Genomic DNA, 16,388 nt, shown 5'->3' with positions numbered 1-16,388 from the left:
TAGTTATTCAGGCGGACGGGCGCGAGGCCTTCTCGGCGTGCCCGGACAGGCCGAAGCGACGGTCCAGTTCATCCAGCACGGCCTGTGGATGCTGCCCCAGTTGGGCGAGCATGACCAGGCTATGGAACCACAAGTCGGCGGTCTCATAGATTACATCGCTGCAATCACCGCTGATTTGCGCGTCCTTGGCCGCAATGATGGTCTCGACGGATTCCTCGCCGAGTTTTTCCAGAATCTTGTTCAGACCCTTGTGGTACAGGCTGGCGACATAGGAACTGTCGGCATCCGCGCCTTTGCGGTCTTCCAGCACCTGGGCCACACGGTTCAGGGTATCGCTCATGTTCAATGTCCTGCGGGATAAATGGCGTGCGGGTCTTTGAGCACCGGTTCCACGACTTTCCATTCGCCGTTCTCGAACACGCGATAAAAGCAGCTGTGGCGCCCGGTATGGCAAGCGATACCACCGATCTGGTCGACCATCAGGATCACCACGTCGGCGTCGCAGTCCAGGCGCATCTCATGCAGGACCTGCACGTGCCCGGACTCTTCGCCCTTGCGCCACAGTTTGCCACGCGAACGTGACCAATAGATGGCGCGCTGCTCAGTGGCAGTGAGGCTCAGGGCCTCGCGGTTCATCCAGGCCATCATCAGCACGCGCCCGGTCTTGTAGTCCTGGGCAATGGCCGGCACCAGGCCGTCACTGTCCCACTTGATCTCGTCCAGCCAGTCTTTCATCTTCGGCTCCGGCAATTTGCGACAGTGTATAACCGGATTGGCTATCGACGCACGATCAGATAAACGCCCACGGCTACCATGATACCGGCCGGCCAGTGGCCCAGTTGGTTCAATGGACCGCCAACCGCCAGCATCGCGCCGCCTATCAGGTGCGCGGCGCCCAGCAGGCGCAGGAACCAGTCGTCTTTGCGTTTGCGCCACGGCGGCTCGGGGTCTTTGGCATGGGGCTGGGACATGCGCTCGAGCAGGTCGCGGGTCATGTTGGCCAGGTGCGGTAGCTGTTCGAACTGGCTGTGCAGGTTGCCCAGCATGGTCTTCGGGCTCATCCGCTCGCGCATCCAGCGTTCAAGGAACGGCTGCGCGGTGTTCCACAGGTCGAGGTCCGGGTACAGCTGGCGGCCCAGGCCCTCGATGTTCAGCAAGGTCTTCTGCAACAGCACCAGCTGCGGCTGCACTTCCATATTGAAGCGCCGCGCGGTCTGGAACAGGCGCATCAGCACCTGGCCAAAGGAAATATCCTTTAACGGTTTTTCAAAGATCGGTTCGCACACCGTACGGATCGCTGCCTCGAATTCGTTGAGCTTGGTTTCCGCCGGCACCCAGCCCGAATCAATGTGCAACTGCGCCACGCGGCGATAGTCGCGCTTGAAGAAGGCAAACAGATTGCGTGCCAGGTAGTCCTGGTCTTCCGGGGTCAGGCTTCCGACGATGCCGCAGTCGATGGCGATGTACTGCGGGCTCCACGGGTTGACGGTGCTGACGAAGATGTTGCCCGGGTGCATGTCGGCGTGAAAGAAGCTGTCGCGGAATACCTGGGTGAAGAAGATCTCCACACCGCGCTCGGCAAGCATCTTCATGTCGGTGCGCTGGTCGGCAAGGGTAGCGAGGTCGGTAACCTGCACGCCGTAGATGCGCTCCATCACCAGCACTTTCGGCCGGCACCAGTCCCAATACACTTGCGGCACGTACAGCAGTTGCGAGCCTTCGAAGTTGCGTCGCAATTGGCTGGCGTTGGCCGCTTCGCGCAAAAGGTCGAGTTCGTCGTAGATGGTTTTTTCGTAGTCGACGACCACATCTACCGGGTGCAGCAGGCGTGCGTCGGCGGAGAAGCGTTCGGCGGCGCGGGCGAGGATAAACAGCCACGCCAGGTCCTGGCCGATGATCGGCTTGAGGCCCGGGCGAATCACCTTCACCACCACTTCTTCGCCGGTTTTGAGCTGCGCGGCGTGCACTTGTGCGACCGAAGCCGAGGCCAGGGGCTCGACGTCGAAGCGGCTGAACACTTCGCTGATCTTCTTGCCCAGCTGTGCTTCGATCAGCGCCATGGACTGCTGCGAATCGAACGGCGGCACGCGGTCCTGCAGCAGCATCAGCTCGTCGGCGATGTCTTCGGGCAGCAGGTCGCGGCGGGTCGAGAGGATCTGCCCGAACTTGATAAAGATCGGCCCCAGGTCCTGCAGCGCCAGGCGCAGGCGCGCACCACGGCTCAGCTCCAGCTGCTTGCGCGGCAACCAGCGCCACGGCAGCACGTAACGCACCGCCAGCAAGAACCACGGCAGGGGCAGGGCAAACAGCAGGTCATCGAGGCGGTAGCGGATAACGACGCGCTGGATACGAAACAAACGGCGGACGGCGAGCAGCTTCATGCGTTATCGCTTGGATCAAGGGAACGGCTCAGGCGTTCGAAGCGGGCCTCGAGGCGTTCCAGGTCGATTTTGGCCTTGTCGAGCTCACGAAAGCGCGCTTGCGCTTCCCGTTGCCCGACCAGGGTGCGCGATTCTTCGCTCAGGTATTCGGCGAGGTTCTGGTTGAGGCTGGCGAACCCCTGCTGGTACCAACGCGTGCGGCTGCGCAGGTGTCCGCTGATCAGCTGGGTGGCCACGGGGCCGATCCAGCGCGACAGTTCGTATTGCCAGTCCAGCTCCAGGTCCTGCAGCACAGCGGCCAGGTCCATCAGCACCGCACTGTCGCCTTCCAGCTCCACCTCGGGGCTGTGGAGGATGGCGGTCTTGTTGCGGCTCAAAGCCAGGTGCAACAGGCTGGAGGCCGGTGCACGCAAGGTGCAGTCAGCTTCGGCGGCCCATTGGGTGGCGAGCAGCAGTCCTTCATCGCTGGGCAGGATAAACAGCTGCACGGCGGGGCTGCGGCAGTCGACGGCAATGACTTTGCCGTTCAAATGCGCGAGCCGCGCCAGGGCGGTGCTGTCCAGGCGCAGCACACGGTTAAGGCCGTGTTCAACGCTGGCGAGAAGGCCTTGAAGCAACATCAGGGCTTGATGCCGCGGTGCAGGGCGACGATGCCCGAGGTCATGTTGTGGTAGGTCACGCGGTCGAAACCGGCTTCCACCATCATCGACTTCAGGGTCTCCTGGTCTGGGTGCATGCGGATCGACTCGGCCAGGTAGCGGTAGCTCTCGGCGTCGTTGGTGATCAACTTGCCCATCAGCGGCATGAAGGCGAACGAGTAGGTGTCGTAGACCTTGGACATCAGCGCGTTGGTCGGCTTGGAGAACTCCAGCACCAACAGGCGGCCACCCGGCTTGAGGACGCGCAGCATCGAGCGGATCGCGTCTTCCTTGTGGGTGACGTTGCGCAGGCCGAAGGCGATGGTCACGCAGTCGAAATGGTTGTCGGGGAACGGCAGCTTCTCGGCATCGGCCTGGACGAACTCGATATTGCCGGCCACGCCTTTGTCCAGCAGGCGATCGCGGCCAACCTTGAGCATCGAACCGTTGATATCGGCCAACACCACCTGGCCGGTCGGGCCGACCAGCTTGGAGAACTTGGCCGCCAGGTCACCCGTGCCACCGGCGATGTCCAGCACGCGGTTGCCGGTGCGTACGCCCGACAGCTCGATGGTGAAGCGCTTCCACAGGCGGTGCATGCCGCCGGAGAGCACGTCGTTCATCAGGTCGTACTTGGCCGCCACGGAGTGGAACACCTCAGCGACCTTTTCCGCTTTCTGGCTTTCCGGGACGTTCTTGAAGCCGAAGTGAGTGGTGGGTTCGGCATCGCTGCCTTTGCGCTGATCAGTCATATCGCTGTCACCAAAAGAGAATGCGGGACATGATAATCCCCAAGGCCTGCTTTGTCTTGGCAAGGCTGCAGGTAAGATAGGCGCTCACCGAGACCTTTTGCCGCATGGCGGGTGTTCTGAGTCGTTATAAAGAGGAGTCATTGCAATGGCCCGTATTACCGTTGAACGTGAACATTCCCTGGGAAAAGAACAGGCGCGGGCAAAGGCCGAGCAATTGGCGCGCAAACTCGAGGATAAATATGGCGTGGAGTCCTCGTGGTCTGGCGATACCCTCAAGCTCACGCGCTCCGGGGTCAAAGGCACGGTGGCAGTGGCCGATGATTCACTGCGTATCGATGTGGAACTGGGCCTGTTGATGTCGACCATGAGCGGTACGATCAAGTCCGAAATCGAGAAAGCCCTGGATAAAGCCCTGGCCTGAGCCTGATGTTCTTAGGGTGCCGATTCTAATTTTAAACCCTACTTTGTGCCCAAGCCCTCAACTCCTGCGGGCGGTCCTCCCCCCTATTTTGTGTGAGGTGCACCATGGCTAAAGTTATTTTGCAGAAAAAAATCGACGTTCAGACCACTACCCTGAGTGAGGTTAAAAGCTATGCCCGCAAGATTTGGCTGGCAGGTCTTGGTGCCTATGCCAAGGTTGGCAGCGAGGGCGGCGAGTACTTCAAGGAGCTGGTTAAGAGTGGTCAACGTGTTGAAAGTAAAGGTAAAAAAGTTGTAGTTGAACAACTTGATGCTGCCAACAGTCAGATTGACCAAGTAAGGAGTAACGTCTCCAGCGTCAAAGGCCTGGTTGAAGTTCAACTGGATAAAGTTGAAAAAGCTTTTGATACTCGTGTCGGCAGTGCCTTGAATCGGATCGGCATTGCGTCTAAACATGACGTGGAGACACTCTCTGCTAAGCTCGAAGAGCTGACGGCATTGCTCGAACGTGTCGCGCGTAAACACTAAGGAGACATCGGGATGGCTGTTAAAAAGACTACTCAGAAAGAAGGCAGCTCGTGGGTCGGGAAAGTTGAAGAATATTCCCGCAAAATCTGGCTCGCTGGTTTAGGCGTGTACTCGAAGATCGACAGTGACGGCAGCAAACTCTTCGAGACCTTGGTTAAAGACGGCGAAAAGGCCGAGAAGCTGACCAAGAGCACCGTTGGTAAAAAAGTGGACGCTGCCAAGGCCAATGCGGGTTCCGCCAAGTCGAGCATTTCGGATACGTGGGGCAAGTTGGAAGAGACTTTCGACAAGCGCCTCAACAGTGCTATTTCGCGACTGGGCGTGCCGAGCAAGGCTGAGTTGAAAACGCTGCACAGCAAGGTCGATACCCTGACCAAGCAAATCGAAAAACTGACGGGCGCCAAAGTGGCTCCAGCGAAGACGGCGGCGGCCAAGCCTGCTGCAAAACCTGCGGTTAAAACAGCTGCTGCGAAGCCCGCTGCTAAAACGGCTGCCAAGCCTCTGGCTAAAGCTGCCGCCAAACCTGCTGCCAAGGCTCCAGCCAAAGCCGCCGCCAAGCCAGCCGCTAAAACAGCTGCCGCCAAACCGGCCACCAAGCCTGCCGCTAAGCCGGTGGCCGCTAAAGCCGCCGCGAAACCTGCGGCTAAACCGGCTGCCAAGGCTGCTGCAAAGCCTGTCGCGAAAGCTGCAGTTGCTAAGTCTGCTGCCAAGCCATCTGCTGCGAAGCCAGCCGCCAAACCAGCAGCAGCTAAGCCGGCCGCAAAACCCGTGGCCGCCGCCAACAAGAAGCCAGCGGCAGCAAAAAAACCAGCAGCACCAAAACCTGCCGCTGCGGCATCAACCGCTTCGACAGCCAACTCGGTGTCCGCCCCGACTCCTGCTGTTGCGACCCCGACTGCTGCTTCGGCAACCCCGCCGACATCCAGTCAGTCCTGATCTTTCCAGGACAAAAAAATGCCCGACCTGCAGAGGTCGGGTTTTTTTATGGTGGGCTTATCAATACCCCACGTTCACTCCGTGGTATCCAGATACTTGAGTGCAAACCGCTCGGTCGCTTGCCGCGCCGTCGGCAACAGATGCGGCGCCACCAGCATCATGATCTGATAGACCACCACCTGCACCTCGCCCTCACGGTCGAGAATGCGCTGATAGTCCAGGGAAAACAGCAGCGTGAGGGTGATCTGCTCCACCAGTTGCCCCAACGCCTGAGTGCCGCTGACCAACTGCCCTGAGGCTTTCAATCGCGCAAGCAAAGAGGCCAGTGTGCGTTTAAGCGCCGTGAGCAGGTGGCGAATTCCCTTGGCCAGCTTCGGCAGGCGCCCGGCCAGGTTCGACAGGTCCTGGAACAGAAACCGGTAGTGAGCCATGCGCTCGACAATCAGGTGCAGGAACAGCCAGTAATCCTCAGCCTCCAGTTGCGCGTCGGCAGGAGGGTCGAGCAAGGGCGCCAACTCGCCTTGAAAACGCTCGAACAGCCCGAGCACCAGCGGCTCCTTGCCGTGGAAGTGGTAGTAGAGGTTGCCGGGGCTGATCCCCATTTCATTGGCTACCTCCATGGTCGACACGTTCGGTTCGCCCTTGTGATTGAACAACTGCAGGGCACATTCAAGGATACGGTCGCGAGTCTTCATCCGGTCTTCTTAATCTGATCGTTGAGCTCAGCGCACCCGCACGTAAGTGCCTGGGGCTGCTTCCATCGGTGGGTAATTCTGGTTGCCCAGGGCGGTGAGGGTCTCGCGCTGTACGCCGGAGCGCTCCTGGACCCACGCCAGCCACTGCGGCCACCAACTGCCTTCGACGTGCTGGGCGTCGTAGTACCAGGCGCGAGGGTCGCTGCTCAGCTTGAGGTTTTCGACGTAGTTGGCCTTGGGGTTGCCCGGCGGGTTGAGGATGCTTTGGATATGCCCGCTATTGGACAGCACAAAGCGACGCGCGCCGCCCAGCAACTGGGTTGAGCGATACACCGCGTCCCAGGGCGTGATGTGGTCGTTGATCCCGGCCACGCTGAAACTGTCCACCGTGACTTTGCGTAGGTCGATGGGGGTGCCACACACTTCCAACCCGCCGGGATGGCTCAGCGGGTTGTGCTTGAAGAAGTCCAGCAGGTCGCCGTGCAAGGCGGCAGGCAGGCGTGTGTTGTCGTTGTTCCAGTACAGAATGTCGAAGGCCGGCGGCTCCTTGCCCAACAGGTAATTGTTGATCCAGTAGCTCCAGATCAGGTCGTTGGGGCGCATCCAGGCAAACACCTTGGCCATGTCGCGGCCGTCCAGCACGCCTTGCTGGTAGGAACGGCGCTTGGCGGCTTCCAGGGTCTGTTCGTCGGCAAACAAGGTCGCGGGGCTGTCTATCTGGCTGTCCAGCAGGCTCACCAGGTAGCTGGCGCTGGAGACGCGCCGCAACTGGCGCTTGGCTTGCAGGTGGCCTTGCAGGGCAGCGATGGTCAGGCCACCGGCGCAGGCGCCCATCAGGTTGACCTCGCGTGCGCCGCTGATCGCCCGGCAGACGTTGAGCGCTTCTTCAAGCGCGGCTACATAGGTGGACAGGCCCCATTCGCGATGACGCACATCCGGGTTGCGCCAACTGACCATGAACGTCTGCAGCCCGTTTTTCAGGGCATATTGCACAAAACTGTTGGCCGGGCTCAGGTCGAAGATGTAGTACTTGTTGATTTGCGGCGGCACCACCAGCAGCGGCTTGGCGTACTGCTTTTCGCTCATGGGCTTGTACTGGATCAACTCCAGCAGCTCATTGCGAAACACCACCGAGCCGGGTGTGGTCGCCACTGTCTTGCCCACTTCGAAGGCATGCTTGCTGACTTGGCGCGGCAGGCCATTGTTGTGCAGCAGGTCTTCGAACAGGTTGCTCACGCCGCGCACCACGCTGTTGCCACCGGAGTTGAGCAGCTCCTTGATCGCCAGCGGGTTAAGCAGGGTGTTGGAGGGGGAGACTGCATCGTTGAGCAGGGAAAAGGCGAAATGTGCGCGGGCACGGTCATCGGCGCTCAGGGTGCTGTCATCGATCCAGTGCCGTGTCTGTTTCTGCCAACTCAGATAGGCCTGTAAGCTGCGCCGGTACAGCGGGTTGAGCGTCCAGGTGGGATCGATGAAACGCGCGTCCCTGGGGTTGGGTTCCTGCACGGTTTCGCCCAGCAGCACGCGGCCCAATTGACCGCCTAGCGCCAAGACATGGCGGGCGGTATGTACGGGGTTACGCAAACCATGGGCAGCCACGCTGCGTAGGGTCGACAGCAGATCGCGCCCCCTGAGGCCGGTGATCGCGTTTTGCGCGTTGATGAACGCAGCAGGGATGGGCGCCGGGGTCGTCACGGGTCTTTCTCGCATGATTCAACACTCCTTGGTCAAGTCATCAAGCAGGCACGCCAATCCAGAACCATAGCTGGTTCCTGGCAAGTTGCGCGGTGGTGTGGTCCTTCACACCGCCGGTCGCGGATGTATCACAGCGCGCAGGCGCTCCTCCTCGAGAAATTTCATGATGATCGGCGCCACGGCTTCGGCCCGGGTGATCAGGAACAGATGGCCGTCATCGATAATGTGCAACTGCGCATTCGGGATGCGCCAGGCCAGCATGCGCATGTTGATCAGCGGGATCAGCGGGTCATCGTCCCCGGCCAGCACCAGGGTGGGCTGGCGGATTTTGTGCAGCCAATGAATGCTGGTCCAGCCCACCCCGGCGAACAGCTGCCAGTAGTAACCCAGCTTGCCGGCCGAGCGCACTTTGCTCGCATGTTCGGCGGCCAGGTTCGAATCGCGGCGGAACGAGCCGCCATAAATCATCGGCGCGATGCGCACCACATGGGAGGGTTGGATATAACGCCGGGGGCTGGCCATCAACCACAGCACTTTGGGTTTGCCCGGCACCATAAAGGCGCCAGCTGCCGTGGCCGCCAGGATCAGCTTCTTGCAGCGTTCCGGATAGTCATAGGCAAACTGCTGCGCCAGGGCGCCGCCCCAGGACACGCCCACGGCGTTCACCTGGCCGTAGTCCAGGTAATCGAGCATGCGTGCGGTGAGTTTGGCCAGGCCCGGAAAGCGATAAGGCCGGTTCGGCGTCGATGAGCCACCGACACCGGGCACGTCGAAGGCGATCACTTCCAGGTCCGGGTCCAGGGCCTGGACGAACGGGAACACCAACTCAAGGTTGGCGCCGATGCCATTGAAGATCAGCAGCGGCGTCAAGTGCGGCTTGCCCGGGCGTACCGCCGTGCGAATGGTCTGGCCATCCAGGTCGATGGTACGGAAGATGAACGGTTGCGGCATGCTCAAGCCCTGTGAAGTGTTACAGGAGGAATACAGTCAAAATTTGGGAGGGGGCTTGCTCCCGATAGCGGTGTGTCATTGAGCACACCTGACACTGATCCATCCCTATCGGGAGCAAGCCCCTCCCACATTTGGATCTCATTCCAATCTACCGCTCATGTACATAGGTACCTGGCGCCGCTTCGGCGGCGGCATAGGTTTTACTGCCTAATGTCGTGGGGGCTTTCTTCAATTTGCCCGCCCGATCCGCCTGCCACGCCTGCCAGTGCAGCCACCACGAATCGGTGTGCTTGGTGGCGTTCTCCTGCCACTCCAGCGCGCTGCCCGACAAACCCTCGCTGGTCTGGTAGCGCGCCTTGGGGTTGCCCGGCGGGTTGAGGATGCTCTGGATATGCCCGCTGCTGGACAACACAAACTCGACCTGGCCGCCAAACAACTGCGCCGACTTGTAGCAGGACTGCCACGGCGTGATGTGATCGTTGGTGCCCGCCAGTGCGTAGACATCGGCGGTGACCTGTCTGAGGTCGATGGGCGTGCCGCAGACCTCCAGCGCGTTGGCGCGTACCAGTGGGTTGTTCTTGAACAGTTCGATCAGGTCGCCATGGAACGCCGCCGGCAAGCGTGTGGTGTCGTTGTTCCAGAACAGGATGTCGAACACCGGCGGTTCGTTGCCCAGCAGGTAGTTATTGACCCAGTAGTTCCAGATCAGGTCGTTGGGGCGCATCCAGGCGAACACCTTGGCCATATCGCGGCCTTCCAGCACGCCGGCCTGGTACGAATGGCGCTTGGCCGCCTCCAAGGTCTGCTCGTCGACAAACAGTGCCACCTGGGTGTCCAGGGTGGTGTCCAGCACGCTCACCAGCAGGGTCAGGGCATTGACCTTCTTTTCCCCCAGCGCCGCGTAGTGGCCCAGCAGCGCGGTGCAGGTGATGCCCCCGGAGCAGGCACCGAGCATATTCACGTCCTTGCTGCCAGTAATCGCCGTGACCACATCGACCGCTTCCTTCAGCGCCTCGATATAAGTCGACAGGCCCCACTCGCGCTGGGCCTTGGTGGGGTTGCGCCAGCTGACGATAAACGTCTGCTGCCCATTGCGCAGGCAGAAGCGCGCCAGGCTCTTATCCGGGCACAGGTCGAATATGTAGAATTTGTTGATCTGCGGCGGCACCACCAGCAGTGGGCGCTCGTGTACTTGCTCGGTGGTGGGCTTGTACTGGATAAGCTCCAGCACATCGTTGCGAAACACCACCGCGCCTTCGCTGGTGCCCAACGTCTTGCCGACTTCAAAGGCGCCCATGTTGACCTGGCTCGGCATTCCGCCGTTATGCACCATGTCCTTGGCCAGGTGGGACAAACCGTCGAGCAGGCTTTTACCACCGGTTTCAAAGAAGCGCTTGACCGCCGCCGGGTTGGCCGCGCTGTTGGTGGGGGCCATGGCTTCGGTCATCAGGTTGATCACGAAGTGGCCGCGGCTGATGTCCTGTGCCGACAGGCTGCTGTCGTCGATCCAGTCGTGGAGTTCCTTGCGCCACGCCAGGTAAGTCTGCAAGTAGCGTTTGTAGAGCGGGTTCTGGCTCCAGGCCGGGTCGTTGAAGCGACGGTCGTCGCCCTCGGGCGCCAGTGGGGATTTGCCGAACATTACATTCTTCAATTCGACGCCAAAGTGGGCGACGTGCTTGACGCTGTGCAACGGTTGCTTGATGGCTTGGGTCAGCACCATCCTGGCCGAGGCCAATAAATCCTTTTTGCGTAACGCGATGATCGGGTTCAGCCCCAAGGTGTTTTCCGACGCCTGGCGTTTCAAGTCATCGTTATTCTTGTTACTCATCTACGACGCTCCATTGTCCGAAAGACGAGTACCGGCGATTGCTGCGCACCCAATTTCGATACACGACACCAGCCTGGTACTGCGACCCGGGTGACCGTTGATACCGCATCGTCAAATGCAGGGAACCTGCCAGTTCCATTGGTTACCCGAGTTTATTTTTTTTCGCAAGCGGGCCGATCATTGGCCTCGCGACAGGGCATTCAAGCAGATGAAATTAGAAAATGCCCTCTAAAGAGCAAGACGCCTGGGCTAGAGCATCAGCCGCACGACCGACTGGTTCGGGTCGCGGGTTTTTCCGGCAGCTTTGAGCTCGGCCAGGTAATCGCTCCACAGTGCGTCCTGACGTACGGCCAGTTGGTAGAGGTAGTCCCAGGTGAACAGTCCACTGTCATGGCCGTCGTCGAAGGTCAATTTCAGTGCGTACTGGCCGGCCGGTTCGACCTTGTTCAACCTGACGTTGAGCTTGCCGAATTGCAGGATGGGTTTGCCGTGGCCCTGCACCTCAGCGGAAGGCGAGTGCACCCGCAGGAATTCGGCGGGCAGATGATAAACCTCGTCTGGGCTGTAAGTGAGGCCGAGGGTGTTGGAGGTTTTGTGCAGGTTTACAGCAGTCGGAAACTTGGCCATATGAGGTACTCCTGAATAAACCGGCTTAAAAATGTGGGAGGGGGCTTGCCCCCGATGACGGTGTGTCAGTCAGCTCATCTGATACTGAAACACCGCCATCGGGGGCAAGCCCCCTCCCACATTTGAAGCAAAGCAGTTCTGTGTGAGGCTTACAGGATATAACGAGACAAGTCTTCGTTCTGCGCCAATTCGCCCAGGTGGCTGTTGACGTAGTCAGCATCGATCTTGATCGCTTCGCCATTCTGCGCACCGGCCATGTCACCGGCACTGAACGACACTTCCTCAAGCAGGCGCTCAAGCAGGGTATGCAGGCGACGGGCACCGATGTTCTCGGTCTTCTCGTTGACCTGCCAGGCGATTTCCGCCAAACGCTTGATGCCGTCGGCTTGGAACTCGATACCCAGGCCTTCGGTTTTCAGCAGCTCACGGTATTGCTCGGTGAGCGATGCGTGAGGCTCGCTGAGGATGCGCTCGAAGTCGCCCGGGGTCAGTGCCTTGAGTTCCACGCGAATCGGCAGGCGGCCTTGCAGCTCGGGCACCAGGTCGCTTGGTTTGCTCAGGTGGAAGGCGCCGGAGGCGATAAACAGGATGTGGTCGGTCTTGACCATGCCCAGCTTGGTGTTGACCGTGCAACCCTCGATCAGCGGCAGCAGGTCGCGCTGCACGCCTTCACGGGAGACATCGACGCCGCCGGAGTTACCGCGCTTGGCCACCTTATCGATCTCATCGATAAACACGATGCCATGCTGCTCGACAGCTTCCAGTGCCTTGGCCTTGAGTTCTTCCTCATTGACCAGGCGCCCGGCTTCTTCGTCGCGCACCAGCTTGAGCGCTTCCTTGACCTTGAGCTTGCGGCTTTTCTTCTTGCCCTTGCCCATGTTGGCGAACAGGTTCTGCAACTGGCTGGTCATTTCTTCCATGCCCGGCGGAGCGGAAATATCCACACCGGACACTTCGGCCACTTCGATCTCGATTTCCTTGTCATCCAGCTGGCCTTCACGCAGGCGCTTGCGGAACAGCTGGCGGGTGTTGGAATCCGAGGACGGTGCGGCGTCTTCGTTGAAACCCATGCGTGCCGGTGGCAGCAGGGCATCGAGGATACGTTCTTCAGCGGCGTCTTCTGCGCGGTGGCTGACCTTGGTCACTTCCTGTTCGCGCAGCATTTTCAGGGCAGCGTCGGCCAGGTCACGAATGATCGACTCGACATCGCGGCCCACATAGCCGACTTCGGTGAATTTGGTCGCTTCCACCTTGATGAACGGCGCATTGGCCAACTTGGCCAGGCGTCGGGCAATTTCGGTTTTACCGACACCGGTCGGGCCGATCATCAGGATGTTCTTGGGCGTTACTTCAACGCGCAGTTCTTCCGGCAGTTGCATGCGGCGCCAGCGGTTACGCAGGGCGATGGCAACGGCGCGCTTGGCATCGTCCTGGCCGATGATATGGCGATTGAGTTCATGGACGATTTCGCGGGGAGTCATGGACATAGTTGTTTGGCGGCCTCAAGCGAGAATAAGCCCAAGGCTTACTCGGCGAGGTCCTGCTCCTCAATGGTCTGGTTGTGGTTGGTGAACACGCAGATATCGCCGGCGATGCCCAGGGCGGTCTCGACGATTTCCCGGGCCGACAGGTCGGTTTTCTTCAGCAACGCACTGGCTGCAGCCTGGGCGTAGCCACCGCCGGAACCCATGGCGATCAGGCCGTGCTCAGGTTCTACCACGTCGCCATTGCCGGTGATGATCAGGGAAGCGTCTTTGTTGGCGACGGCGAGCATGGCTTCAAGGCGGCTGAGGGAGCGGTCGGTGCGCCATTCCTTGGCCAGTTCGACAGCGGCGCGCACCAGGTGGCCCTGGTGTTTCTCAAGCTGGCCTTCGAAGCGTTCGAAGAGGGTAAAGGCGTCGGCGGTAGCGCCTGCGAAGCCGGCAAGCACCTGGCCGTGGTACAGGCGACGCACTTTCTTCGCGTTGCCTTTCATTACGGTATTGCCCAGGGAAACCTGGCCGTCGCCGCCCATGACAACTTTGCCGTGGCGACGTACTGAAACGATGGTGGTCAAGGGGAGAGTCTCCACGCAGCGGGGCGAAAATGCCCTGATGGAAACTCATATGGGGGTGGCGGTGTGGATTTCAACCGTAGGACCGGTGCGCGGACGAGTGGTGTTTACTGGTCTGACACCCAGTCAAGCACACCGCAAAACCAAATGTGGGAGGGGGCTTGCTCCCGATGGCGCGCTGTCAGCCAATGAATATGTTGACTGACACTCCGCTATCGGGGGCAAGCCCCCTCCCACATTTTGATTTGTGTTGACCCCGAATCAGCGACTCTGGCGCTGTTGTAACAACAGGTTGCTGAACCCGGCGCCGGCCAATTGTTTCTGTGCCACGGTCAGTTGTTCGCGGTTGCTGAACGGCCCTACCAGTACGCGATACCAGGTTGCTTCCTTCACCGTGCCGGACTCCACCGTCACCGACTGGCCCAACAGGATGATCTGCGCCCGCACCCGGTCCGCATCCGCCTGTTTCGGGAACGAGCCCGCCTGCAGGAAGAACTTGGTCACCGGCGCGGCCTTGGTGGCAGCGACCGGCGGTGGTGGCGGCGGCGTGATCCCGGCCAGCGCGGCCTGGGCGCGGGCGGTGTCGATTTTCGCGGCTTCGGCAGGTGTCACCGGCGTGGTTGGCACTTGCGGCGTCGGCAGGGTCTTCTCCGGCACGGCATCAGGAGGCACGATCACTTCCGATTCCGGCAGCAGGGTGTAGAAGTCGTACTTCGGCTTCACCGGTGCAGTCGGGCTCGGTGCGGTCTTGTTGGCCTCGGCGATTTTCGTGGCCTTCTGCTGTTCCTGTTTGACGCGCTTGACGTCATCACCCTGGCCAGGTTCGAGCTTCATCAAAAATACGATGAATGCGCCGACCGTGAGGCCGATAGCCATCCACAGCCAGCCCGGAATCGGCTGCTTCGCCGGGGCCTGGTAGCGGCTGGCGCCGCGCTTGGGTGCAGGTTTTTTCTTGGCAGCCAACTTACATACGCTCCAGAGTTTCCAGGCCCAAGAGTTCCAGGCCTTGCTTGAGGGTGCGTCCAGCCAGGGCGGCGAGGCGCAGGCGACTTTGTTTCTGGGCTTCGTTGTCGGCGGTCAGAATCGGGCAGTTCTCGTAAAAACTGGAGAACAACCCGGCCACTTCGTACAAATAGGTGCACAGGATATGCGGTGTGCCTTTCTCGCCGACGCTGTTGAGCACTTCGCCGAACTGCGCCAGCTTGGCGGCCAGTTCCTGCTCATGGGCGGCATCCAGCACGATCTGGCCTTCGACTTCGCTGAAGTCCTTGCCCAGCTTGCGGAACACGCCCGCCACGCGGGTGTAGGCGTACAGCAGGTACGGTGCGGTGTTGCCTTCGAAGTTGAGCATCAGCTCGAAGTTGAAGCTGTAGTCGCTGGTGCGGTGTTTGGACAGGTCGGCATATTTCACCGCGCCAATACCCACCACGCGGGCGATGTTGCGCAGGTCGGCCTCGGCCAGCTCCGGGTTCTTTTCCTTCACCAGGTTGTAGGCGCGTTCCTGGGCTTCGGTGAGCAGGTCGATCAGCTTCACGGTACCGCCATCGCGGGTCTTGAACGGGCGGCCGTCGGCGCCGTTCATGGTACCGAAACCCATGTGTTCCATATGCATCGGGTGGGTGACGAAACCGGCGCGGCGGGCCACTTCGAACACTTGCTGGAAGTGCAGGGCCTGGCGCTGGTCAACGAAGTACAGCGCACGGTCGGCCTTGAGCACGCCGCTGCGATAGCGCACGGCGGCCAGGTCGGTGGTGGCATAGAGGTAGCCGCCATCGGCCTTGACGATGATCACCGGCAGCGGCTCGCCGTCGGCGGTCTTGAATTCTTCGAGGAACACGCACTGTGCGCCGTTGCTCTCCACCAGCAGGCCCTTGGCCTTGAGGTCGTTGACTACGTTGATCAGGTCGTCGTTGTAGGCGCTTTCACCCATCACGTCGGCCATGGTCAACTTCACGTTGAGCAGCTCGTAGATTTCCTGGCAGTGGGACAGGGAAATTTCCCGGAAGCGGTTCCACAGCGCCAGGCACTCCTCATCGCCCGCTTGCAGTTTGACCACCAGGCCGCGGGCGCGGTCGGCGAATTCTTCGGATTCGTCGAAACGCTTCTTGGCGGCGCGGTAGAAGTTTTCCAGGTCGGCCAGCTCGTTGCTGGTGATCGGGTTTTCCTGCAGGTAGGCCATCAGCATGCCGAACTGGGTGCCCCAGTCGCCCACATGGTTCTGGCGGATCACCGTATCGCCGAGGAATTCCAGCACCCGGGCCACGCCGTCGCCAATGATGGTGGAGCGCAGGTGACCAACGTGCATCTCCTTGGCCAGGTTCGGCGCCGACAGGTCAATGACCACGCGCTGGGCAGCGCCAGCCTTGTGCGCACCGATGTTGGCATCGGCCAGGGCGGCGTCCAGGCGCGAAGCCAGGGCCTGGGTGTTCTGGAAGAAGTTGATAAAGCCCGGGCCGGCGATCTCGGCCTTGGTCACACTGGCGTCAGCCGGCAGCGCGGCAATGATTTTTTCCGCCAGGTCGCGGGGTTTCATACCGGCCGGCTTGGACAGCATCATCGCGATGTTGCTGGCGAAGTCGCCGTGGGTCTTGTCGCGGGTGTTCTCCACCTGGATCGCCGGCGACAGGCCTTCAGGCAACACACCTTCGTTGACGAGTTGGGTGAGGGCTTGTTGGATCAGCTGGCGAATGGTGTCTTTCATGGTGTTCTCTTTCGACCGCAAGCGGCGGCGCGCGATGCGCAGGTGGAAAAACTGGGCATTATCCGTGGCGAGGGCGAGCTTGCCAACCGTTCAGACTAGATGGCGGACCTGCGGGCCTCATCGCGGGCAAGCCCCCTCCCACATTTGAAGGTGTTCACATTTCAAAATGTGGATGGTGGCTTG

17 protein-coding genes are annotated in these 16,388 nt (G+C 60.5%); 3 read left to right on the top strand and 14 right to left on the bottom strand.

Translation table 11 applies throughout. The features are described 5' to 3' along the window. Positions 1 to 7: 7 nt before the first annotated feature. Genes NMB39_RS26805 through ubiE form a run of 5 tightly spaced genes read right to left on the bottom strand, consistent with a single transcriptional unit; the run spans position 8 to position 3,771 of the window. Positions 8 to 340 (bottom strand): phosphoribosyl-ATP diphosphatase, encoded by a 333-nt coding sequence (locus NMB39_RS26805; RefSeq protein ID WP_003209299.1) that lies wholly within the window; start codon positions 338 to 340, stop codon positions 8 to 10. Positions 341 to 342: 2 nt separating this feature from the next. Continuing rightward, the gene (gene hisI, locus NMB39_RS26800) at positions 343 to 735 is read right to left on the bottom strand and encodes a phosphoribosyl-AMP cyclohydrolase (RefSeq protein ID WP_057010637.1); all 393 of its coding nucleotides are present in this window, start codon (positions 733 to 735) and stop codon (positions 343 to 345) included. Positions 736 to 776: 41 nt separating this feature from the next. Then, positions 777 to 2,381, bottom strand: coding sequence for a ubiquinone biosynthesis regulatory protein kinase UbiB (ubiB, locus tag NMB39_RS26795; RefSeq protein WP_057023522.1), 1,605 nt, complete (start codon positions 2,379 to 2,381; stop codon positions 777 to 779). Further along, positions 2,378 to 3,001, bottom strand: coding sequence for a ubiquinone biosynthesis accessory factor UbiJ (locus NMB39_RS26790; RefSeq protein ID WP_057023521.1), 624 nt, complete (start codon positions 2,999 to 3,001; stop codon positions 2,378 to 2,380). The genes ubiB and NMB39_RS26790 overlap by 4 nt, the downstream gene beginning before the upstream one ends. Beyond that, positions 3,001 to 3,771, bottom strand: a complete 771-nt coding sequence (gene ubiE / locus NMB39_RS26785; RefSeq protein WP_003171186.1) for a bifunctional demethylmenaquinone methyltransferase/2-methoxy-6-polyprenyl-1,4-benzoquinol methylase UbiE — start codon at positions 3,769 to 3,771, stop codon at positions 3,001 to 3,003. Before ubiE ends, NMB39_RS26790 begins: the two co-directional genes overlap by 1 nt. Before the next feature lie 145 nt (positions 3,772 to 3,916). Between ubiE and NMB39_RS26780 the strand changes: the two genes are divergently transcribed. The 3 genes from NMB39_RS26780 to NMB39_RS26770 all read left to right on the top strand — a co-directional run bounded on the left by NMB39_RS26780 (position 3,917) and on the right by NMB39_RS26770 (position 5,655). Further along, complete coding sequence (locus NMB39_RS26780; RefSeq protein WP_057023520.1) at positions 3,917 to 4,192, top strand: polyhydroxyalkanoic acid system family protein; 276 nt, start codon at positions 3,917 to 3,919, stop codon at positions 4,190 to 4,192. Between the two features lie 104 nt (positions 4,193 to 4,296). After that, the gene (locus NMB39_RS26775; protein ID WP_494339848.1) at positions 4,297 to 4,719 is read left to right on the top strand and encodes a phasin family protein; all 423 of its coding nucleotides are present in this window, start codon (positions 4,297 to 4,299) and stop codon (positions 4,717 to 4,719) included. 12 nt (positions 4,720 to 4,731) lie between these two features. Further along, the gene (locus NMB39_RS26770; RefSeq protein WP_494339849.1) at positions 4,732 to 5,655 is read left to right on the top strand and encodes a phasin family protein; all 924 of its coding nucleotides are present in this window, start codon (positions 4,732 to 4,734) and stop codon (positions 5,653 to 5,655) included. A gap of 74 nt (positions 5,656 to 5,729) precedes the next feature. Here NMB39_RS26770 and NMB39_RS26765 read toward each other — a convergent pair whose 3' ends face one another. The 9 genes from NMB39_RS26765 to argS all read right to left on the bottom strand — a co-directional run bounded on the left by NMB39_RS26765 (position 5,730) and on the right by argS (position 16,205). Next, positions 5,730 to 6,350 carry a TetR/AcrR family transcriptional regulator gene (locus tag NMB39_RS26765; protein WP_057023517.1) on the bottom strand — a complete coding sequence of 207 codons (621 nt, stop codon included), beginning with the start codon at positions 6,348 to 6,350 and terminating at the stop codon, positions 5,730 to 5,732. A 27-nt stretch (positions 6,351 to 6,377) separates the two neighbouring features. Continuing rightward, positions 6,378 to 8,060 (bottom strand): class II poly(R)-hydroxyalkanoic acid synthase, encoded by a 1,683-nt coding sequence (gene phaC, locus NMB39_RS26760; protein WP_057023516.1) that lies wholly within the window; start codon positions 8,058 to 8,060, stop codon positions 6,378 to 6,380. 90 nt (positions 8,061 to 8,150) lie between these two features. Then, the gene (gene phaZ, locus NMB39_RS26755; RefSeq protein ID WP_057023515.1) at positions 8,151 to 8,996 is read right to left on the bottom strand and encodes a poly(3-hydroxyalkanoate) depolymerase; all 846 of its coding nucleotides are present in this window, start codon (positions 8,994 to 8,996) and stop codon (positions 8,151 to 8,153) included. Between the two features lie 148 nt (positions 8,997 to 9,144). Next, positions 9,145 to 10,824: a class II poly(R)-hydroxyalkanoic acid synthase gene (gene phaC, locus NMB39_RS26750; RefSeq protein ID WP_306956885.1), complete on the bottom strand. Its 1,680-nt coding sequence runs from the start codon at positions 10,822 to 10,824 to the stop codon at positions 9,145 to 9,147. Between the two features lie 249 nt (positions 10,825 to 11,073). Beyond that, complete coding sequence (locus tag NMB39_RS26745; RefSeq protein ID WP_057023513.1) at positions 11,074 to 11,451, bottom strand: gamma-butyrobetaine hydroxylase family protein; 378 nt, start codon at positions 11,449 to 11,451, stop codon at positions 11,074 to 11,076. 149 nt (positions 11,452 to 11,600) lie between these two features. Beyond that, entirely contained in the window at positions 11,601 to 12,938 is a 1,338-nt protein-coding gene (hslU, locus tag NMB39_RS26740) for an ATP-dependent protease ATPase subunit HslU (RefSeq protein ID WP_003171208.1), read from the bottom strand. A gap of 38 nt (positions 12,939 to 12,976) precedes the next feature. After that, a complete protein-coding gene (gene hslV, locus NMB39_RS26735) occupies positions 12,977 to 13,507 on the bottom strand; it encodes an ATP-dependent protease subunit HslV (protein WP_003171209.1) in 531 nt (176 codons plus the stop codon). A gap of 258 nt (positions 13,508 to 13,765) precedes the next feature. Next, entirely contained in the window at positions 13,766 to 14,467 is a 702-nt protein-coding gene (locus NMB39_RS26730) for an SPOR domain-containing protein (RefSeq protein ID WP_046070550.1), read from the bottom strand. 1 nt (position 14,468) lies between these two features. Beyond that, on the bottom strand, positions 14,469 to 16,205 hold the full coding sequence (gene argS, locus NMB39_RS26725; protein ID WP_306956886.1) for an arginine--tRNA ligase: 1,737 nt from the start codon (positions 16,203 to 16,205) through the stop codon (positions 14,469 to 14,471). Positions 16,206 to 16,388: the final 183 nt, after the last annotated feature.

The organism is Pseudomonas sp. FBCC-B545, from assembly GCF_059134095.1.
Note: the sequence above shows the minus strand (reverse complement) of the source record. Positions and strands in the feature narration are given on the sequence as shown.

Coding starts and splice junctions, on each gene's coding strand:
- phaC (WP_057023516.1), bottom strand. CDS start 8,060: ATGCGAGAAAGACCCGTGACGACCCCGGCGCCCATCCCTGCTGCGTTC.
- NMB39_RS26765 (WP_057023517.1), bottom strand. CDS start 6,350: ATGAAGACTCGCGACCGTATCCTTGAATGTGCCCTGCAGTTGTTCAAT.
- ubiB (WP_057023522.1), bottom strand. CDS start 2,381: ATGAAGCTGCTCGCCGTCCGCCGTTTGTTTCGTATCCAGCGCGTCGTT.
- phaC (WP_306956885.1), bottom strand. CDS start 10,824: ATGAGTAACAAGAATAACGATGACTTGAAACGCCAGGCGTCGGAAAAC.
- hslU (WP_003171208.1), bottom strand. CDS start 12,938: ATGTCCATGACTCCCCGCGAAATCGTCCATGAACTCAATCGCCATATC.
- argS (WP_306956886.1), bottom strand. CDS start 16,205: ATGAAAGACACCATTCGCCAGCTGATCCAACAAGCCCTCACCCAACTC.
- NMB39_RS26745 (WP_057023513.1), bottom strand. CDS start 11,451: ATGGCCAAGTTTCCGACTGCTGTAAACCTGCACAAAACCTCCAACACC.
- hisI (WP_057010637.1), bottom strand. CDS start 735: ATGAAAGACTGGCTGGACGAGATCAAGTGGGACAGTGACGGCCTGGTG.
- NMB39_RS26780 (WP_057023520.1), top strand. CDS start 3,917: ATGGCCCGTATTACCGTTGAACGTGAACATTCCCTGGGAAAAGAACAG.
- ubiE (WP_003171186.1), bottom strand. CDS start 3,771: ATGACTGATCAGCGCAAAGGCAGCGATGCCGAACCCACCACTCACTTC.
- NMB39_RS26770 (WP_494339849.1), top strand. CDS start 4,732: ATGGCTGTTAAAAAGACTACTCAGAAAGAAGGCAGCTCGTGGGTCGGG.
- NMB39_RS26790 (WP_057023521.1), bottom strand. CDS start 3,001: ATGTTGCTTCAAGGCCTTCTCGCCAGCGTTGAACACGGCCTTAACCGT.
- phaZ (WP_057023515.1), bottom strand. CDS start 8,996: ATGCCGCAACCGTTCATCTTCCGTACCATCGACCTGGATGGCCAGACC.
- NMB39_RS26805 (WP_003209299.1), bottom strand. CDS start 340: ATGAGCGATACCCTGAACCGTGTGGCCCAGGTGCTGGAAGACCGCAAA.
- NMB39_RS26775 (WP_494339848.1), top strand. CDS start 4,297: ATGGCTAAAGTTATTTTGCAGAAAAAAATCGACGTTCAGACCACTACC.